Origin of the sequence: Micromonospora ureilytica, assembly GCF_015751765.1 — a bacterium.
Lineage (GTDB): Bacteria > Actinomycetota > Actinomycetes > Mycobacteriales > Micromonosporaceae > Micromonospora > Micromonospora ureilytica.
This window is the reverse complement of record NZ_JADOTX010000001.1, coordinates 4518373-4536198: the sequence shown is the minus strand read 5'-3', so window position 1 is coordinate 4536198 and position 17826 is coordinate 4518373. Positions and strand designations below refer to the sequence as shown.

Genomic DNA, 17826 nt, shown 5'->3' with positions numbered 1-17826 from the left:
GCCCCGGGGGCGTCGAGGTTTTTCAGTCCAGGCTTAAAGATGGAGATTAGTGCCGTCCAGGTAGAGTCGAACGGTCAACCGGCATCCCCCTGCTGGCGACACGGGAGTGCTCCATGCTGAAGATCCACTTTTCTGGGGAGGACATCCTCCGAACCCGGGTGGCGCCGGCGGCGGACCCGGTCTGGGAGCTGGTCCTCAGCCTGCACGTGCTGCGCGGCCGCACCCGCGATCCGCTGACGGCCAACTGGCGGCGCAGCGTGGCCCGGGACCTGCGCCAGGACTCAGCCTCCGAGCAGCTCCGTCTGCTCTTCGCGTTGAACCCGCCGCGTGGCTACTTCCCCGACTTCCTCACCCCGTACGCCAGCGTCGAAGGCTTCGAGGCCGGGCTGGACGCGCTCCGCCGCACCCCCGCCGAGCTGCTGCACCGGGACCTGAGCGTGCTGGCCTCCGAGAATCAGCTGCCCTCCTCGGCGTCCGCGTTGGCCCGGGGGGAGGTGTCGGCGCTGCACCACCTGGCCGAGTCGATGGAGCAGTACCGGTCGCTGGCGATCAGCCCGTACTGGAGCCGGATCCAGGCCGCTGTGGCGGCGGACCGCGCGCGGCGGGCGCGGGCCCTGCTCGACGGTGGTGTCGAGGGCCTGCTCACCAGTCTCCGGCCGGCGATGCGCTGGGAGAGCGGGGTCCTGGAGGTCCGCAGCTACCCGCACAGCCGGGAGCTGCACCTGGACGGCCGTGGGCTGCTGCTGGTGCCGTCGTTCTTCTGCGCGGCCACCCCTGTCGCACTACTCGACCCGGCGCTGCCACCGGTCCTCGTCTACCCGGTGGACCGGCTGGGCGGGCTGGTGCCGGCCGACGCCAGCAGTGCTGCCGCGTCCGGTGCCGCCCGCGACTCACTCGCCGCGCTGCTGGGCCGCACCAGGGCGGCGGTGTTGCAGGCCAGCGACGACGGCTGCACCACCGGCGAGGTCGCCCGCCAGCTCAACATCTCAGCGGCGGCGGCGAGCCAGCACGCCACAGTGCTGCGCAACGCTGGCCTGCTGGTCAGCCACCGCGAACGCAACAGCGTGCTGCACACGCTGACCCCGCTGGGCCGGGCCATGCTGGACGCGTGACCCGGCCGTTCCGCACCGGCTACAGCGCGAGCGCCGCGCTCGCCGGGCTGCCGGGCGGTGGCGGCAACAGAGTCGACCCGACGCCCTCGGCGGCCAGGGCGGCGCGCAGTCGGTGCAGGTCGGCGCCGAAACGGACCAGACCCATCGGCTCGACGGGCGTCGGGGCCGAACCGAGCAGCAGGTCGGCCCCGTCCGGCCACCCGGGCATCTCGGCGACCAGACCGGCGCGTACCTCGGCCTCGTCGACAAGAGTGAAGACCGTGCCGGGGGCGACCACCCCGGCGACCGCGTCGATCGCCCGGCGTACCACGGTCAGGTCGGCCGGCGTCGGACCGGGACCATCGGCCAGGGTTGCGGCGTCGGCCAGCCCGGCGGCGCGCGCCTCGGCGGTACCGAGCGAGAACAGGTCCTGTGCCGCGTCGCGGATCAGCGCCCGCGCGCCACCGGCGTCGTCCGGGCTGGTGGCGGGCAGGTAACCCCGCACCACCGCCACGGGGACCTGATCGCACTTGCCCTTGATCAGCTCACCGGCACCCGCCAGCTCGTCCACCACTGCCATCTGGGTCAACTGCAACTCGTTGCCGTACGGGTCGACCTCGCCCCGGTGGTCCCGAATGGCCGGCATCCCGGCCACGCCGAGCGCCACGTCGGTGAGCCCGTTGCGCCAGGGCCGGCCCATCGTGTCGCTGATGATCACGGCCAGGTCCAGGTCGTAGCGCTCCCGCAGCGCGTCGCGCAGAGCCCGCGCCGAAGCGTCCGGGTCGACCGGCAGCAGCACCAGTTGGGTCTTGTCCACGTTCGACGCGTCGATCCCCGCCGAGGCCATCACGAAGCCGTGATGGGTCTGCACGATCCGGGTCGCCCCCCGGCTGGCGACCACCCGGGCGGTCTCGCCGGCCAGGACCTCGTCCCGTGCGGCCAGCCGTTCCGGCCCGTCCGCCGGCACGTCGACAAGCCGCCCCTCCGCCTTGGAAACGATCTTGCTGGTCACCACCAGCACGTCGCCATTGCGCAGCCACGGCGCGGCGGTCGCGATCACCGCGGCCAGATCGTCACCCTCGGTCACGTGACCGATGCCGAGCACCGGCAGAATCTCCAGCCTCACGTCAACTCCACCGCGGCGCGAACCATGGCCGCCGTCGCCGCCTCGTCGGTCATCCGCAGCGGCACCGCGCGGACCGTCACCTCGGGCACCACCGCGCCCGCGTCCTCCTCGGCCACCAGCCAACCGTCGAGCAGGCCACCGCTCGCCCGGCCGCCGTAGAGCCGACCCACCCCCGCCGCGCTGCACTCCACACCGAGCACGGCCAGACACCGGTCGGCCATCCCCCGGACCGGCGCGCCGCCGATGATCGGGGAGACGCCCACCACCGGCGCCGGGCCGTCCGCCACGGCCGCACGCAGCCCCGGTACGGCCAGCACCGGCGCGACGCTCACCACCGGGTTGCTCGGGGCGATCAGCACCAGGTCGGCCGAGGCGATCGCGTCCAGCACCCCGGGTGCCGGCTTGGCCGTCTCCGCACCGACGAACACGAAACGGTGCGTGGGAATGTCGGCCCGGTACCGCACCCACCACTCCTGGAAGTGGATCGCCCGCTGACCCTCGTCGTCCTCGACCACGGCATGGGTCTCCAGGCGGTCGTCCGTCGCCGGCAACAGGCGTACGCCCGGCTCCCAGCGGCTGGACAGCGCCTCGGTGACCGCGCTCAACGGGTAACCGCCGTTGAGCATGGTGCTGCGGACCAGGTGGGTGGCGATGTCCTTGTCGCCGAGGCCGAACCAGGTCGGCTGTGCCCCGTACGCGGCCAGCTCCTGCTTGACCGTCCAGCTCTCGCCGACCCGCCCCCAACCCCGTTCCGGGTCGGCGCCCCCACCGAGCGTGTACATGACGCTGTCCAGGTCGGGGCAGATCTTCAACCCGTGTAACCACAGGTCGTCGCCGACGTTGACCACGGCGGTCACCTCCGCGTCGACGTCACGGGCGTACGCCCGGACCCCGAGCAGGAACCGGGCGCCGCCGATGCCGCCGGCCAGAACCACGATGCGCATGTCGACCATCCTCGCGCACGTGACGCCTCCGATCCGTGGGTGGCCCGAGAGACTAGGCTCACGTGCGCCCTGTCCGTTCATGCCCCGAGGGGGAGCTCGTGACCAGCCCCGCCGAGCCCGCGTCCTCCGACGCGACGCAGGCCCGCCAGCTGACCAAGCCACTACGTGAGCTAGCCGCGCTCGCGCTGCTTGGTGCCAACGCCGTGTTCCTCTTCGTGGGCCTGCTCCGGTTCATCGCCCCGAACGACTACAGCTCCTTCACCGACCGCGCGGGCAGCGCCTTCTACGCGTTCATCGGGGTGGAGGCGGTGGGTCTCCCACTGCTGGCGGTGCTGCTGGCCACGCACATCTCGCCGGTCCTGGCGAAGGCGAAGCTGATCACGCAGGCAGCTCTCATCGAGTACGCGGTCAGCGCCGTGTTCGGCACGCTGACCATGCTGATCTGGACGGTGGGCCGGCTGGCCGAGGCCGAGGTGCTCGACGCGCTGCTCGGTGTGCTCACCCGGTTCGCCTGGATGGTGATCTTCGCGATCGCCGCCTGGGTGGTCTACACCATCTGGCGCGCCCACTACTACGTGCCGCGGCCCAAGCCCCAGCCGGGCGTCTACGGCCAGCCGCAGGCGGGCTGGCCGCAGCAGCCGGGCGGTTGGCCGGCCCCGGGTCAGCCCGGTGGCCAGCCGCAGGGCGGTTGGCCCGCTCCCGCCCAGCCGGGCGGCTACCCACAGGCCGGCCAGCCGGCCGGCGGGCACCCGCAGGCCGGCCAGCCGGGCGGCTACCCACAGGCTGGCCAGTACGGCCAACCGTCGCCACAGTTCCAGCCCCCGCAGTCGGCCCCGCCGTTCCCGCAGTCCGCGCCGCCGCACCCCCAGTCGGCCCCGCCGTTCCCGGCCCCGCCGCAGTCCGCGCCGCCGCAGTCCGCGCCGCCGCAGTCCGCGCCGCCGTTCCAGGCCCCGCAGTCCGCGCCGCCGGCGAACCCCACCCCCCAGTCGGCGCCGCCGTCTGCGGCCACGCCGTCCTCGGCCGCCCCGTCCCCGGCCGCGCCGCCGTTCGGGCAGCCGCCGTCGGCCGACCCCACCCAGGCCATCCCGCGCCAGTCCGCCGATCCGACCGAGGTCATCTCCCACCCCGCGGACCGGACCGAGGTCATCTCCCACCCCGCCGACCCGGACACCGACCGCACCCAGCACATCAAGCCCAACGACCACCCCGACCAGCCCCGCTGAGTCCGCCAACCCCGTCGGACCCCCATGGACCCTCGTCGATCATGAAGTTATTGCTCGATCACACGGCGTGTCGCGACAATAACTTCATGATCAACCGGGAGGGCGGTGGAGAGGGGTGGGGTGGGGGCGCGGCGGGTGCCGTTTCCCACGGTGCGGGCTGGGCGCGGTGGGCCAGGCTCGCGCTGCGCATAGGGTTAGTGGATGGTTGATCGCACCCACTCCGGCCCTAGTGACGCGAGCGTGCGGCGGGCCCTGGGCCGGGCCGCGAACGGGCGGGCGCTGGACGTCGACGAGGCGACCGCGCTGCTGTCCGCTCGTGGTGCCGCACTCGACGAGTTGCTCCGGCTGGCCGGGGGAATCCGCGACGCCGGGCTGCGGGACGCCGGGCGGCCGGGCGTGGTCACGTACTCCAAGAAGGTCTTCATCCCGCTGACCCGGCTCTGCCGGGACCGTTGCCACTACTGCACCTTCGCGACAGTGCCGCACCGGCTGCCGGCGCCGTTCCTGGACCGCGACGAGGTCCTCGCGATCGCCCGGGCCGGTGCCGCGCAGGGTTGCAAGGAGGCGCTGTTCACCCTGGGTGACCGGCCGGAGGAACGCTGGCCGGCCGCTCGGACCTGGTTGGACGAACGCGGTTACGACTCGACCCTGGACTACCTGCGCGCCTGTGCGGTGGCGGTGCTGGAGGAGACCGGCCTGCTGCCGCACCTCAACCCCGGGGTGCTGTCCTGGTCGGAGCTGCAACGGCTCAAGCCGGTCGCGCCGAGCATGGGCATGATGCTGGAGACGACAGCGACGCGGCTCTGGTCCGAGCCGGGTGGCCCGCACTTCGGCTCACCGGACAAGGAGCCGGCGGTCCGGTTGCGGGTGCTCGAGGACGCGGGCCGGGTCGGGGTGCCGTTCACCACCGGCATCCTGATCGGCATCGGGGAGACTCCGGCGGAGCGGGTGGACGCGCTCTTCGCGATCCGCCGCGCCCACCGGGAGTACGGGCACCTCCAGGAGGTGATCGTGCAGAACTTCCGCGCCAAGCCGGACACGGCGATGCGCGGCATGCCCGACGCGGAGCTGCACGACCTGGCGGCCACGGTGGCGGTGGCACGGCTGCTGCTCGGCCCGAAGGCCCGGATCCAGGCCCCGCCGAATCTCATCTCCGGCGAGTACGACCTGCTGTTGCGTGCCGGCATCGACGACTGGGGTGGCGTCTCCCCGCTCACCCCCGACCACGTCAACCCGGAGCGCCCCTGGCCGCAGATCGAGGAGTTGGCCCGGCACACCGAGTTGGCCGGGTTCACGCTGCGGGAGCGGTTGACGATCTACCCGGAGTACGTGCGTGCGGGCGACCCGTGGCTCGACCCACGGCTGCTGCCGCACGTGAACGCGTTGGCCGACCCGAGCACCGGTATGGCTGTCGAGTCGGCGATGCCGCAGGGACGACCCTGGCAGGAGCCGGAGGAGGTGTTCGGCGGGCGGGTCGACCTGCACGCCACCATCGACACCACCGGCCGCACCGACGACCGGCGCGGTGACTTCGACAGCGTCTACGGCGACTGGGCCGAGGTCGCCGGCAAGGTCACCCCCGAGGCGACCGCGCGCCGGGCGGGCGTACCCCCGGCACCGGCCGGGAGTGGCGCGGACCGTGACCTGGCGGCTGGGCTCAAGCTCGCCGCCGACGACCCGGCGGCGCTGCTCGACCCCGGGCACACCGATGCCGCGCTGGCGCTGTTCGGCGCGGACGGGCCGGCGCTAGACGAGTTGTGCCGCCTCGCCGACGACGTGCGTCGCGCGGCGGTCGGCGACGACGTCACCTACGTGGTCAACCGCAACATCAACTTCAGTAACGTCTGCTACGTGGGCTGCCGGTTCTGTGCCTTCGCGCAGCGTGAGCGGGACGCCGACGCGTACCGGCTCTCCGTCGACCAGGTCGCGGACCGGGCCGAGCAGGCGTGGGCGGCCGGCGCCAGCGAGGTCTGCCTCCAGGGCGGCATCGACCCGAAGATGCCGGTCACCGGGTACGCCGACATCGTGCGTGCGATCAAGGCCCGGGTGCCCGACATGCACGTGCACGCGTTCTCGCCCATGGAGATCGTCACCGCCGCCGCGAAGGCCGGGGTGCCGGTGCGCGAGTGGCTGCTCCAGCTGCGCGAGGCCGGGTTGGACACCATCCCCGGCACCGCCGCCGAGATCCTCGACGACGACGTGCGCTGGGTGCTGACCAAGGGCAAACTCCCGGCCGCCGCCTGGGTCGAGGTGGTCAGCACCGCCCACGAGCTGGGCATCCGGTCCAGCTCCACAATGATGTACGGCCACGTCGACCACCCCGGGCAGTGGCTGGCGCACTTCCGGGTGCTGGCCGGGGTGCAGGACCGCACCGGCGGGTTCACCGAGTTCGTGGCGCTGCCGTTCGTGCACACCAATGCTCCGATCTATCTGGCGGGTATCGCCCGACCGGGGCCGACCTGGCGGGAGAACCGGGTGGTGCACGCCATGTCCCGGTTGCTGCTGCACGGCCGGATCGACAACATCCAGTGCTCCTGGGTGAAGCTCGGTGACGAGGGCACTGTCGCGATGCTCCAGGGCGGCTGCAACGACCTCGGCGGCACGCTGATGGAGGAGACGATCTCCCGGATGGCCGGCTCCGACAACGGGTCGGCGCGTACCGAGGAGCAGTTGCGGGCCATCGCGAAGGCCGCCGGTCGTCCGGCGCGCAAGCGAACGACCGCGTACGGTCACGTCCGGCCCTGACGTCGAACCTTTCCCCGCCGCCGGCCGTACCACGCGGCATGACCAGTGATCAGCGGAAGCGGCAGTGGCCGCGACTGACCCGCCGGCAGACGTTGACCGCTGCGGCCAGCGCCACACTTGGCGCCGCCGCGCTCACAGTGCCGGGCCTGTCGGCCGCGCAGAACGCCCCCGGTACGGCCGGACGAGCCGACGAACCGATCGTCGTGCACCTGCGTGACGCCGCCTCCGGAACGATTGACGTCTTCGTCGGTGAGAGGCGGATCGAGGTACGCGACCGCGGCCTGGCGGACCGGCTGCGGCGCGCCGCCCGGCGCTGACCCCGGCACCCCCGCCCTGCCCCGCCGTCCTGTTCCCCGCCCAGTGAGGTTGGTCCGCCATGTCTTCCCACCGCGAGGCCCCGGAAATAGCCAAGGATCCGGTCGCCGACAGCTCCGACCTGTACGCGTTCGTCAGCCCCGACAAACGCGACACGGTCACGTTGATCGCCAACTACGTGCCGTTGCAGCTCCCCTCCGGGGGCCCGAACTTCTTCGAGTTCGGCGACGACGTGCGGTACGAGATCCATATCGACAACGACGGCGACGGTCGTCCGGATGTGACCTACCGGTTCGAATTCACCACCGAGATCACCAATCCGAACAGTTTTCTCTACAACACCGGCCCGATCGACTCGCTGGACAGCAAGAACTGGAACCGGCGGCAGTTCTACAGCCTGACCCGGGTGGCCGACGGCCGCGAGCACCGGCTGGCGCACAAGCTGCCCTGCCCGCCGTGCAACGTCGGCCCGCTGTCCACCCCGAAGTACGCCGACCTGGTGCGGCAGGCCACCTACTCGCTCTCCACCGGGGAGCGGGTCTTCGCCGGGCAGCGCGCCGACGGGTTCTTCGTCGACCTCGGGGCGATCTTCGACCTCGGCACGCTGCGGCCGTTCCAGCAGCTGCACGTCGCCGGGAAGAAGATCTTCAAGGCCGAGGGCGAACCGGTCAACGCCACCGACCGGATGAACGTGCACAGCATCGCGGTGCAGGTGCCGTTGGAGCGGGTGCGTCGGCGCGCCAACCGGTACGGTGCCGCCGATCAGGCATCGGTGATCGGCGTGTGGACGTCGGCGTCGCGCCGGCAGGTGCGGGTGCTCGGCGACCGGGGTGGGGCGGACACCTCCACCGGCCCGTTCACCCAGGTCTCGCGGTTGGGCAATCCACTGTTCAACGAGGTCATCGTGCCGATGTCCAAGAAGGACCTGTGGAACTCGCTGCCGCCGACGGAGGACAAGCGGTTCGCCCAGTTCGTCGAGCAGCCGGAACTGGCCGCGTTGCTGCCGGCGCTCTACCCGGACGTCTTCCCCAACCTGGACAAGCTCACCAAGGCCAAGAAGGCACGAGCCGACCTGGTGGCGATCCTGCTCACCGGCGTGCCGGCCGGGCTGATCGACGGCTTCACCAACGCCACCGGCGACGTGCAGGCCGACATGCTGCGACTGAACACCGCCATCCCGCCGTCCAAGCGCCCGGACCGGTTCGGGGTGCTCGGCGGCGACCTGGCCGGGTTCCCGAACGGGCGGCGGGTCGGTGACGACGTGGTCAGCATCGCGTTGCGGGCGATCGCCGGGGTCACCGTCCCGCTGGTGGACAAGACGTTCCGGCCGGACGCGGCGGCCGCCGCGGTCACCCCGGGGCTGAGCGCCGCCGACGTGACCGCGCCGTTCCTCGCAAACTTCCCCTACCTGGGTACGCCGTACGACGGGTTCAACAACCCGCCGGCGGCGTCCTGATCGGCGCGGGGAGCGAGCGGATGCACGAACACGCGTACGGACCGTCGGAGACCGGGACCGTCGTCCTCGATCTGGGCGGCGACACCGGTGCCCTGATCATCTACACGGGTCGGGATCTGCACGGCCGGGAGATCGAGATCAGTCGCGACGACGACCGGCGGGTGCACTCGGCGGTGCGCGAGCGTCGGGTGCGGGACGGCTCGTTCCACAGTGCGGTCTATCCCGATCTGCCGAGTGGGATCTATACCGTCTGGTGGGACGAACATACGCCCGCCGGCACGATTTCTGTCCATGGTGGAGCGATAGCCGAATTTGCCTGGCCGAGCAGCGGTTTCGGGGCCGCTGGCTGACCTCGACGCACGGGTTCTACCGCCGCACCCCGTCCACAATGTGGGCGGGGTGCGAGTGCTGTCCGCAGCTCGACGGGCAGTCTGCGCCGCGTCGCGTTAACCTGTCCCCCACCAAGATCAGCTTAGGGGTGGAGATGTCTGGTGCCCTCCGGTCGGCGACTCGTCGGGGAAGCGCCACGGCAGAAAAGTCGGGCAACTCGCCGGAGAGGGCGTTACTCGGCCGGGGTCTGAATCGATAGGGCAGGTTGCGAGGCTGGACGGCCCGAGTGGCCGTCCGGGGGTGTCGGGAGGGCGACTCCATTATCAAGTTTGGCTTGACGGCGCACGCATTACACGCGTGTAATTTGAATGGGGTTGTTCGCACGGAACGCAACAAAACGGGACCGGACGGACAAGCACGCCTTTCGCGTGGGGGGTTGCAGCGGCGATGACGCCGGTGCGCGACAAGGAGGCATTTGATGGACGGCCAGCTTGAGGTGGCCGACCTGCTCGGAAACGCGCCGGAGTGGCAGGAGCGGGCGTTGTGCTCGCAGACCGACCCCGAGGCGTTCTTTCCCGAGAAGGGCGGCTCGACCCGCGAGGCGAAGCGGATCTGCTCGCGTTGCGAGGTCAAGACCGAGTGCCTCGAATACGCTCTCGGGCACGACGAGCGGTTCGGCATCTGGGGTGGGCTCTCCGAGCGGGAGCGGCGCAAGTTGAAGCGGCGCGCCGCCTGAGCGGTGCAGGTGGAGGCGGGGCCGCGTGGGCGGTGCAGGTCTGGGCGGGGGGCCGCCTGGGCGGTGTGAGGTCGAGGCGGTGGGGGCCGCCCGACTCTCCGCTCGGGGTTGGCTCAGGCGAGCTCGTCCGGGTCCACACCGAGAAGGTTCGCCACCTGTTCGATGATCACGTCATGGACGAGATCGGCGAGGTCCTCACGGTCCATCGCCCGGAACTCCAGGGGCCGTCGGTACAGCACGATCCGCGGCGGCACCTCCTGCCGGCCCGGGCGGCCGGGCAGCAGCCGGGCCAGCGGGACCTCGCCGTCCTCCAGCACATCCGAGTCGTAGACGTTCAAGTCCGGCGGGACGTCCTCGACCGCGAACTCGACCCCGGCCAGCTCCTTGGCGAACCGACGCTCCAGCGTCTCCACGGTGTCCAGGACCAGGTCGTCGAAGACCTCGGCCTTGGTCCGCGCCAGCGGCACGGTGGCCGGCACCAGCCGCCCACGCAGGCCGCGCCCATGCCGGTCACGATGCGCACGCCGGCCGGAGCCGGGGCGGCGGTGTTCCGGGCTCGTCATGAGGCAAAGGGTAGCGCCCGTCTCAGGCTGGCCAGCGGCAGCGCCACTCCCGTGGCGCGGCGCGCCCAGGACGGTCGACTGTGATCACCATGACGGGCGTGTCGCAACGCGAAGCGATGCGCCGGACCCGGTAATGGAGATACCCTGCCGCACGTGAGGTCACCACGGCGCTGCTCCCGTAACGGCTGCCCCCGGCAAGCGGTCGCCACATTGACCTATGTCTACAACGAGTCGACAGCGGTGGTGGGGCCGCTGGCGGCGTTCGCCGAGCCGCACACGTACGACCTGTGCGAGCCGCACGCCCGCAGCCTCACGGCTCCGCGGGGCTGGGACGTCGTCCGGCACGAGGGCGAGTTCGAGCCGCCGCCGCCCACCACGGACGACCTGGTCGCGCTGGCCGAAGCGGTCCGCGAGGCCGCCCGCCCGGCTCCCCGCCCCCCGGAACCGGACCAGAGCCGTCCCGAGAACCCCCACCAAACCGGCCGCCGAGGCCACCTCCGAGTAATCCCCCCCAACCACTAACCCCCCTCGCCCTCACCCGGCCCGCGCCCCTTCCGGCGTTGATCATGAAGTTATTGCCACTCGCCTCGGCGTGTCGTGACAATAACTTCATGATCAACAGGGGTTGGTGGGGTTGGTTAGAGCTTGGTCCAGGCCTCGGTTAGGACTGTGCGGAGGATCTGCTCGATCTCGTCGAAGTGCTGCTGCTCGGCGATCAGGGGTGGGGCCAGCTGGATGACCGGGTCGCCCCGGTCGTCGGCCCGGCAGTAGAGGCCTGCCTGGAACAGGGCGGTGGAGAGGAAACCGCGTAGCAGGCGTTCCGACTCGGCCTCGGTGAAGGTCTCCCGGGTGGTCTTGTCCTTGACCAGTTCGATGCCGTAGAAGTAGCCGTCGCCGCGGACGTCGCCGACGATCGGCAGGTCGTACAGCTTCTCCAGGGTGGCCCGGAACGCGTCCTCATTGGCGCGTACGTGCCCGACCAGGTCCTCGCGGGCGAAGACCTCCAGGTTGGCCAGGGCGACCGCGCAGGAGACCGGGTGCCCACCGAAGGTCACCCCGTGGGCGAACATGCCGGTCTCGGTGAGGAACGGCTCCATCAGCCGGTCGCTGGCGATCATCGCGCCGAGCGGGGCGTAGCCGGAGGTGATGCCCTTGGCGGTGGTCATGATGTCCGGCTGGTAGCCGTAGCGCACCGCGCCGAAGTACTCGCCCAACCGCCCCCACGAGCAGATCACCTCGTCCGAGACGAGCAGTACGTCGTGCAGGTCGCAGATCTCCCGTACCCGCTCGAAGTAGCCGGGCGGGGGTGGGAAGCACCCGCCGGAGTTCTGTACCGGCTCCAGGAAGACCGCGGCGACCGTGTCCGGCCCCTCCCGTTCGATGGCCCGACCGATCTCGTCGGCGGCCCAGCGGCCGAACGCCTCGGGATCGTCGCCGTGCTCGGGCGCCCGGTAGAAGTTCGTGTTCGGCACCTTGATCGCCCCCGGCACCAGCGGCTCGAAGTCGCTCTTGATGCCCGGCAGGCCGGTGATCGACAGGGCGCCCATGGAGGTGCCGTGGTAGGCGATGTATCGGCTGATCACCTTGTACTTGTTGGGCTTCCCGGTGCGCTTGAAGTAGGCGCGGGCCAGCTTCCACGCCGCCTCGACGGCCTCGGAGCCTCCGGTGGTGAAGAAGATCCGGTTGAGGTCGCCGGGCGTGAGCGCCGCGATCCTCTCGGCCAGCTCGATGGCCTTCGGGTGCGCGTACGACCAGAGCGGGAAGTAGGCCAACTCGCCGGCCTGCTTGGCGGCAGCCTCGGCCAGCTCGGTGCGGCCGTGACCGGCGTTGACCACGAAGAGCCCGGCGAGCCCGTCCAGGTAGCGGCGACCCTGCGCATCCCAGACGTACGCTCCCTCGCCGCGCACGATGGTCGGCACCTCGCCGGCGGAGTAGCTCGCCATCCGGGTGAAATGCATCCAGAGGTGGTCGGTGGCGTTGGCCATGTCAGCCCCATCGTCGTCGGGGGCCGGTCAAAGGGGTGAGGCCGGCCGCTCTGCCAACGGTTATCGCACAGCCTCAACCTCCGAGGCAAGGGTTATCGGCGGTATCACGGTGAGTTGGCGACGGATTTAGCACACGGGTGTCGTGAATGCAACGGAATCCGCACTGCCCCCGACTGGAGGGTCAGGGGTTGGAGGTGTGCTGGTGGGTGCCTTTGGAGCTGAATCGTTTGCGACATCATGGCCGTCGGCTGGGATGGCGCTCGGCTACCCAGGTCGCGCCGTCGCGGTGTGCGCCGCGGTGGCGTTGGACCTGCCGGCTGCCGATTCGTTTGCGACATCAGCTCCACAGGGCCCGCCTGGTGGTAGCGCCTCCCTCGGCTGCCGGCTCGATCCACTCCGGTTCGCTGTAATCGCGGTGTCCGGGCGTGGTTGATACCGCGATATCGATGAAGTTGAGTGGATCAGGGGAAGCTCAGGCCGTACCCCAGGTGTAGGTCTGCTTGCGCAGCTTGAGATAGACGAACGCCTCGGTGGAGAGCACCCCGGGCACCGCGCGCAGCCGCTGCAGGATCTCCAGCAGGTGGTCGTCGTTGCGGCAGACCACCTCGGTGAGCAGGTCGAACGACCCGGCGGTGATCACCACGTAGTCGACCTCGTCCAATTCGGCGAGCCGGTCCGCGACCACTTCCAGGTCGCCGTCGGTACGTAGGCCGATCATTGCCTGCCGGTTGAAGCCGAGCTGGAGCGGATCGGTCACCGCCACGATCTGCATCACGCCGGAGTCGAGCAGCCGCTGCACCCGCTGACGGACCGCCGCCTCGGACAGTCCCACCGCCTTGCCGATCGTCGCGTACGGGCGGCGGCCGTCCTCCTGGAGTTGCTCGATGATCTGCTTGGCCACGTCATCCAGCAGAGCGTGATTAGCACCGTCACGGACAGCGACGCGTCGACCGCCATTGCTGTTCTCGTGCTGCCGGTTTGTCATTGACCGCTCCCCATGTCCCGAATCATGATGTCGCGCGTGTATCCCCGCGTAGTCTGGCGTATTTCGTCGTACATCGCTATTCCCGCAACGGAATCCCTTGTAAGGGAGGTCACCTCATGTCAGGATCAGTCGTCCATGGCACTTGACCCTCCCGACATTCCCGCCGGCGTGCCTCCCCGTCCCGCCGGCCGACGATGACCCCCTAGGAGTCGTCATGCGTACTCCCCTCCGGCCCCTTTCCCGGCGTGGACTGCTCACCGGCACTCTCGGTTCGGCCGCCCTGCTCACCATGGGCGGAAGCCTCGCGGGCTGCGGCACCAAGGGCGCGCAGCAGACCGAAGCTGGCTGCGTCAGCGAGGACCTCTCCGGCACCGAGAAGAAGCTCGCCTTCGCGAACTGGCCGCAGTACATGGACGTGGACGACACTGACGAGTCCAAGCGACCAAGCCTCGACGAGTTCATCACGAAGACCGGCATCCAGGTGACCTACACCGAGGACATCAACGACAACAACGAATTCTTCGGCAAGGTGCAGAACCAGCTCGCCGCCTGCCAGAGCACCGACCGGGACATCATCGTGCTGACCGACTGGATGGCGGCCCGGATGATCCGGCTCGGCTGGATCCAGAAGCTGGACCCGGCGAAGATCCCGAACGTGCAGGCCAACCTGCTTCCGTCGCTGCTCAACCGCCCCTTCGACACGGAGAACCGGATCTCCATCCCGTGGCAGTCGGGCCTCGCCGGCCTTGCGTACAACGGCAACGTCACAAAGGAACTGCGGACTGTCGACGAACTGCTCACCCGCCCCGACCTCAAGGGCAAGGTGACAGCGCTCAGCGAGATGCGCGACACCATGGGCCTGCTGCTCGGGTCGAACGGGCACGACCCGGCGAACTTCACCGCAGCCCAGTTCGACGACGCCCTCAACAAGCTCAAGAAGGCCGTCGACTCCGGGCAGATCCGCAAGTTCACCGGCAACGACTACGCGCCCGACCTGGCCAAGGGTGACATCGCCGCGTGCATCGGCTGGTCCGGCGACGTCATCCAGCTCTCCACTGAGGACGAGAAGGTGCGGTTCGTCGCGCCGGACTCGGGCGTGATGCTCTACAGCGACAACATGATGGTCCCCAACAAGGCCACCCACAAGGGCAACGCCGAAGCGCTGATCAACTACTACTACGAGCCGGCGGTCGCGGCGAAGCTCGCCGCGTACGTCAACTACATCTGCCCGGTCAAGGGCGCGCAGGCCGAGATGGAGAAGATCGACCCCGAGCTGGCCGCCAACCCGCTGATCTTCCCCGACGAGGCGCTGCTGTCGAAGTCCAAGGTGTTCATGGCCCTGGACGAGAAGCAGGAGAAGGAGTACGAGGGCAAGTTCCAACAGGTCATCGGGGCGTGATGAGGATGGCGCGCGAGACACCCGCCGGCGACCTGCGCCTGGCCAACCTCACCAAACGGTTCGGCGTCTTCACAGCTGTCGACGACCTGAGCCTGACCATCGAACAGGGCTCCTTCTTCGCGCTGCTCGGCGCATCCGGGTGCGGCAAGACCACCACGTTGCGGATGATTGCCGGCCTGGAGGAGCCGACCGGCGGCCAGGTGCTGCTCGGTGACCGGGACATCGCCCGGCTGCGACCGTACAAGCGGCCGGTCAACACCGTCTTCCAGAGCTACGCGCTCTTCCCGCACCTCAGCATCTTCGAGAACGTCGCCTTCGGGCTGCGCCGACGCGGCATCCGCGCGGTCGACGACGAGGTCACCCGGATGCTGTCGCTGGTGCAACTCGACGGGTACGGCAACCGCCGCCCGGCCCAGCTCTCCGGCGGTCAGCAGCAGCGGGTCGCGCTGGCCCGCGCGTTGATCAACCGGCCGCAGGTGCTGCTGCTCGACGAGCCGCTGGGCGCTCTCGACCTGAAGCTGCGCCGGCAGATGCAGATCGAGCTGAAGCGCATCCAGACCGAGGTCGGCATCACCTTCGTCCACGTCACCCACGACCAGGAGGAGGCCATGACCATGGCCGACACCGTCGCGGTGATGAACGCCGGCCGGATCGAGCAGCTGGGTGCCCCGGCCGACCTCTACGAGTTTCCCGCCACCGCCTTCGTGGCGAACTTCCTCGGCCAGTCCAACCTGCTCGCCGGCGAGGCCACCGGCGTCGGCGGCGGCGACGTCGCGGTGACGGCGCACGGCACGCGCTTCTCGGTGCCCGTGGGCCGGTCGCGGGCCGACCACGGCCCGGTCCACCTGGGGGTACGCCCCGAGAAGCTGATTCTGGTCGGTTCCGCCGACCAGGTGCCCGTGGGGTATCAGCACGTCACCGGAGTGGTCACCGACGCCTCCTACGTGGGAGTCAGCACGCAGTACCTGCTGCGCACCGGCTGGGGCACGGAGCTGTCGGTCTTCGCCGCCAACAGCGGGACGGCGACGCCGGTGGCGGTCGGCAGCGAAGCCGTGGCCTACTGGGATCCGCGGCACGCGTTCCTGCTGCCCCGCGACGCCGCCGACACCGACCGGACGTCGCCGGTGCTCGACGAGCCGGTGGGTGCGTCGTCGTGACCCTCCTGGCCCCCACCGGATCGGGGCACCAGCCACCCGCGCCACCGGCAGCCCGGTCCGGGCGACGCCGACTCCTGCCGTACCTCCTGTTGTTGCCCGGCGCGGCCTGGCTGCTCGTCTTCTTCGGTGTGCCGCTTGTGCAGTTGGCGGCGGCCAGCCTGTACGACCCCAGCGGCTCGCTCTCCACCGGGTACGCGATGACCTGGGCGGTCGGCAACTACCCGGACGTGGTGCAGGCGTACTGGCCGCAGTTCCTGCGCTCGTTCGGCTACGCCGGGCTGGCCCTGGTGCTGGCGTTGCTGCTGGGCTACCCGCTGGCGTACGCGATCGCGCAGAAGGCCGGCCGGTGGAAGAACCTGCTGCTGGTGTGCGTCGTCGCGCCGATGTTCACCAGCTTCCTGGTCCGCACGCTGGCCTGGAAGACGATCCTGTCGGACAACGGCGCGCTCGTCGGTCTGCTGCGGGACGTGCACCTGCTCGCCCCGGACGGTCGGCTGTTGGCCACCCCGTTCGCTGTGGTGCTCGGCCTGACGTACAACTTCCTGCCGTTCCTGGTGCTGCCGCTGTACGCGAGCCTGGAGCGGCTGGATCACCGGTTGCTGGAGGCGGCCACCGACCTGTACGCCAGCCCGGTGCAGGCGTTCCGTCGGGTGACGCTGCCGCTCTCCATGCCCGGTCTGGTCGCCGGCACGTTGCTGTTCTTCATCCCGGCCAGCGGCGACTACATCAACGCGGAACTGCTCGGCACCCCTAACGAATACATGATCGGCAACGTCATCGACTCGGCGTTCCTGGTCCGACTGGACTACCCGCAGGGCGCCGCGCTGTCGTTCCTGCTGATGGCGGCGATCCTCGCGGTGGTCTTCGGCTATTTGCGTCGAGCCGGCACGGAGGAGGTCCTCTAATGAGGGTGTCGCGTTGGTTGGCGGACCGCTGGGTGATGATCGTGGCGTTGCTGGTGCTCGGCTATCTGGCGCTGCCGATCCTGGTGGTGGCCGCGCTGTCGTTCAACAGGCCGTCGAGCCGTCTGTCGTACGACTTCAACGAGTTCACACTGGACAACTGGCGGCGGCCGTGCGCCACCTCGGACATGTGTGACGCGGTGGTCCGCAGCGTGCAGATCGGCTTCATCGCCACCGTCGTCGCCACAGTGCTCGGCACCCTGATGGCGTTCGCGCTGGTCCGGCACCGCTTCCGTGGCCGATCCGGGATCAACGTGCTGATCTTCCTGCCGATGGCCACCCCGGAGTTGGTGATGGGCACGTCGTTGCTGGCCCTCTTCGTGTCGGCGGGCGTACCGCAGGGGTTCTGGACCATCGTGATCGCGCACGTGATGTTCTGCGTGTCGTTCGTGGTGGTCACAGTGAAGGCGCGGCTCACCGGGATGGACCGGCGGCTGGAGGAGGCCGCCATGGACCTCCACGCCAGCGAGTGGCAGACCTTCCGACGAATCACCCTGCCGCTCGTGCTGCCCGGCATCGTGGCCGCCGCGTTGCTGGCCTTCTCGTTGAGCTTCGACGACTTCATCATCACCAACTTCAACGCCGGCACCACTGTCACGTTCCCGATGTACGTCTGGGGCGCTGCCCAGCGTGGCATCCCCCCGCAGGTCAACGTGATCGGCACCGCGATGTTCGCGGTCGCGTTGCTGCTCGTGGGCCTCGGCTCGCTGCGCGGTCGACGGGCCCGCCGCGCCGCGCTGCTGGCCGGGCCGTCAGGTCACCCGCGTCGGTCGTCATGACCCTCCGGGATGCGGGTCTTCCGACCAGTG

The 17826-nt window shown here is 70.1% G+C and carries 17 protein-coding genes; 12 read left to right on the top strand and 5 right to left on the bottom strand.

Annotated features, from left to right (window positions below; translation table 11 throughout):
- Nucleotides 1-113: 113 nt before the first annotated feature.
- The gene (locus IW248_RS20445; protein ID WP_196928278.1) at nucleotides 114-1112 is read left to right on the top strand and encodes an ArsR/SmtB family transcription factor; all 999 of its coding nucleotides are present in this window, start codon (nucleotides 114-116) and stop codon (nucleotides 1110-1112) included.
- A gap of 19 nt (nucleotides 1113-1131) precedes the next feature.
- On the opposite strand, the gene IW248_RS20440 is transcribed toward IW248_RS20445, so the two are convergent.
- Together IW248_RS20440 and cofD are read right to left on the bottom strand one after the other, a co-directional pair.
- A complete protein-coding gene (locus IW248_RS20440; RefSeq protein ID WP_196928277.1) occupies nucleotides 1132-2217 on the bottom strand; it encodes a coenzyme F420-0:L-glutamate ligase in 1086 nt (361 codons plus the stop codon).
- Nucleotides 2214-3161 carry a 2-phospho-L-lactate transferase gene (cofD, locus tag IW248_RS20435; protein ID WP_196928276.1) on the bottom strand — a complete coding sequence of 316 codons (948 nt, stop codon included), beginning with the start codon at nucleotides 3159-3161 and terminating at the stop codon, nucleotides 2214-2216. Before cofD ends, IW248_RS20440 begins: the two co-directional genes overlap by 4 nt.
- Nucleotides 3162-3259: 98 nt before the next feature.
- Here cofD and IW248_RS20430 point away from each other — a divergent pair, with 98 nt between their 5' ends.
- From IW248_RS20430 to IW248_RS20405, 6 genes are all read left to right on the top strand, one after another.
- A complete protein-coding gene (locus IW248_RS20430; RefSeq protein ID WP_196928275.1) occupies nucleotides 3260-4384 on the top strand; it encodes a hypothetical protein in 1125 nt (374 codons plus the stop codon).
- A 201-nt stretch (nucleotides 4385-4585) separates the two neighbouring features.
- Nucleotides 4586-7129 carry a bifunctional FO biosynthesis protein CofGH gene (locus tag IW248_RS20425; protein WP_196928274.1) on the top strand — a complete coding sequence of 848 codons (2544 nt, stop codon included), beginning with the start codon at nucleotides 4586-4588 and terminating at the stop codon, nucleotides 7127-7129.
- Between the two features lie 38 nt (nucleotides 7130-7167).
- Complete coding sequence (locus tag IW248_RS20420) at nucleotides 7168-7446, top strand: hypothetical protein (protein ID WP_196928273.1); 279 nt, start codon at nucleotides 7168-7170, stop codon at nucleotides 7444-7446.
- Between the two features lie 59 nt (nucleotides 7447-7505).
- Nucleotides 7506-8900, top strand: a complete 1395-nt coding sequence (locus tag IW248_RS20415) for a DUF4331 domain-containing protein (RefSeq protein ID WP_124815310.1) — start codon at nucleotides 7506-7508, stop codon at nucleotides 8898-8900.
- Between the two features lie 20 nt (nucleotides 8901-8920).
- Nucleotides 8921-9250, top strand: coding sequence for a phospholipase (locus IW248_RS20410; protein ID WP_196928272.1), 330 nt, complete (start codon nucleotides 8921-8923; stop codon nucleotides 9248-9250).
- Nucleotides 9251-9708: 458 nt separating this feature from the next.
- A complete protein-coding gene (locus IW248_RS20405) occupies nucleotides 9709-9966 on the top strand; it encodes a WhiB family transcriptional regulator (protein WP_007455784.1) in 258 nt (85 codons plus the stop codon).
- Between the two features lie 113 nt (nucleotides 9967-10079).
- Here the strand turns inward: IW248_RS20405 and IW248_RS20400 are convergent, their stop codons facing one another.
- Nucleotides 10080-10529, bottom strand: a complete 450-nt coding sequence (locus IW248_RS20400) for a metallopeptidase family protein (protein WP_074316962.1) — start codon at nucleotides 10527-10529, stop codon at nucleotides 10080-10082.
- Between the two features lie 153 nt (nucleotides 10530-10682).
- Between IW248_RS20400 and IW248_RS20395 the strand changes: the two genes are divergently transcribed.
- The gene (locus IW248_RS20395) at nucleotides 10683-11051 is read left to right on the top strand and encodes a DUF3499 domain-containing protein (RefSeq protein ID WP_124822852.1); all 369 of its coding nucleotides are present in this window, start codon (nucleotides 10683-10685) and stop codon (nucleotides 11049-11051) included.
- A 116-nt stretch (nucleotides 11052-11167) separates the two neighbouring features.
- On the opposite strand, the gene IW248_RS20390 is transcribed toward IW248_RS20395, so the two are convergent.
- Both IW248_RS20390 and IW248_RS20385 read right to left on the bottom strand, forming a co-directional pair.
- Nucleotides 11168-12514 carry an aspartate aminotransferase family protein gene (locus tag IW248_RS20390; RefSeq protein WP_196928271.1) on the bottom strand — a complete coding sequence of 449 codons (1347 nt, stop codon included), beginning with the start codon at nucleotides 12512-12514 and terminating at the stop codon, nucleotides 11168-11170.
- A gap of 472 nt (nucleotides 12515-12986) precedes the next feature.
- Nucleotides 12987-13499 (bottom strand): Lrp/AsnC family transcriptional regulator, encoded by a 513-nt coding sequence (locus tag IW248_RS20385; RefSeq protein WP_196928270.1) that lies wholly within the window; start codon nucleotides 13497-13499, stop codon nucleotides 12987-12989.
- A 214-nt stretch (nucleotides 13500-13713) separates the two neighbouring features.
- On the opposite strand from IW248_RS20385, the gene IW248_RS20380 reads away from it, so the two are divergent.
- Genes IW248_RS20380 through IW248_RS20365 form a run of 4 tightly spaced genes read left to right on the top strand, consistent with a single transcriptional unit; the run spans nucleotide 13714 to nucleotide 17796 of the window.
- Nucleotides 13714-14898, top strand: a complete 1185-nt coding sequence (locus IW248_RS20380; protein WP_196928269.1) for a polyamine ABC transporter substrate-binding protein — start codon at nucleotides 13714-13716, stop codon at nucleotides 14896-14898.
- Complete coding sequence (locus tag IW248_RS20375; RefSeq protein ID WP_196928268.1) at nucleotides 14898-16055, top strand: ABC transporter ATP-binding protein; 1158 nt, start codon at nucleotides 14898-14900, stop codon at nucleotides 16053-16055. Before IW248_RS20380 ends, IW248_RS20375 begins: the two co-directional genes overlap by 1 nt.
- Complete coding sequence (locus IW248_RS20370) at nucleotides 16052-16960, top strand: ABC transporter permease (RefSeq protein ID WP_196928267.1); 909 nt, start codon at nucleotides 16052-16054, stop codon at nucleotides 16958-16960. Before IW248_RS20375 ends, IW248_RS20370 begins: the two co-directional genes overlap by 4 nt.
- On the top strand, nucleotides 16960-17796 hold the full coding sequence (locus IW248_RS20365) for an ABC transporter permease (protein ID WP_196928266.1): 837 nt from the start codon (nucleotides 16960-16962) through the stop codon (nucleotides 17794-17796). The genes IW248_RS20370 and IW248_RS20365 overlap by 1 nt, the downstream gene beginning before the upstream one ends.
- Nucleotides 17797-17826 lie beyond the last annotated feature (30 nt).

Excerpts from the sequence above, each read along its gene's own strand:
- IW248_RS20425 (WP_196928274.1), top strand. The coding sequence starts at position 4,586 with ATGGTTGATCGCACCCACTCCGGCCCTAGTGACGCGAGCGTGCGGCGG.
- IW248_RS20410 (WP_196928272.1), top strand. The coding sequence starts at position 8,921 with ATGCACGAACACGCGTACGGACCGTCGGAGACCGGGACCGTCGTCCTC.
- IW248_RS20365 (WP_196928266.1), top strand. The coding sequence starts at position 16,960 with ATGAGGGTGTCGCGTTGGTTGGCGGACCGCTGGGTGATGATCGTGGCG.
- cofD (WP_196928276.1), bottom strand. The coding sequence starts at position 3,161 with ATGCGCATCGTGGTTCTGGCCGGCGGCATCGGCGGCGCCCGGTTCCTG.
- IW248_RS20405 (WP_007455784.1), top strand. The coding sequence starts at position 9,709 with ATGGACGGCCAGCTTGAGGTGGCCGACCTGCTCGGAAACGCGCCGGAG.
- IW248_RS20375 (WP_196928268.1), top strand. The coding sequence starts at position 14,898 with ATGAGGATGGCGCGCGAGACACCCGCCGGCGACCTGCGCCTGGCCAAC.
- IW248_RS20380 (WP_196928269.1), top strand. The coding sequence starts at position 13,714 with ATGCGTACTCCCCTCCGGCCCCTTTCCCGGCGTGGACTGCTCACCGGC.
- IW248_RS20390 (WP_196928271.1), bottom strand. The coding sequence starts at position 12,514 with ATGGCCAACGCCACCGACCACCTCTGGATGCATTTCACCCGGATGGCG.
- IW248_RS20400 (WP_074316962.1), bottom strand. The coding sequence starts at position 10,529 with ATGACGAGCCCGGAACACCGCCGCCCCGGCTCCGGCCGGCGTGCGCAT.
- IW248_RS20445 (WP_196928278.1), top strand. The coding sequence starts at position 114 with ATGCTGAAGATCCACTTTTCTGGGGAGGACATCCTCCGAACCCGGGTG.
- IW248_RS20385 (WP_196928270.1), bottom strand. The coding sequence starts at position 13,499 with ATGACAAACCGGCAGCACGAGAACAGCAATGGCGGTCGACGCGTCGCT.
- IW248_RS20420 (WP_196928273.1), top strand. The coding sequence starts at position 7,168 with ATGACCAGTGATCAGCGGAAGCGGCAGTGGCCGCGACTGACCCGCCGG.
- IW248_RS20415 (WP_124815310.1), top strand. The coding sequence starts at position 7,506 with ATGTCTTCCCACCGCGAGGCCCCGGAAATAGCCAAGGATCCGGTCGCC.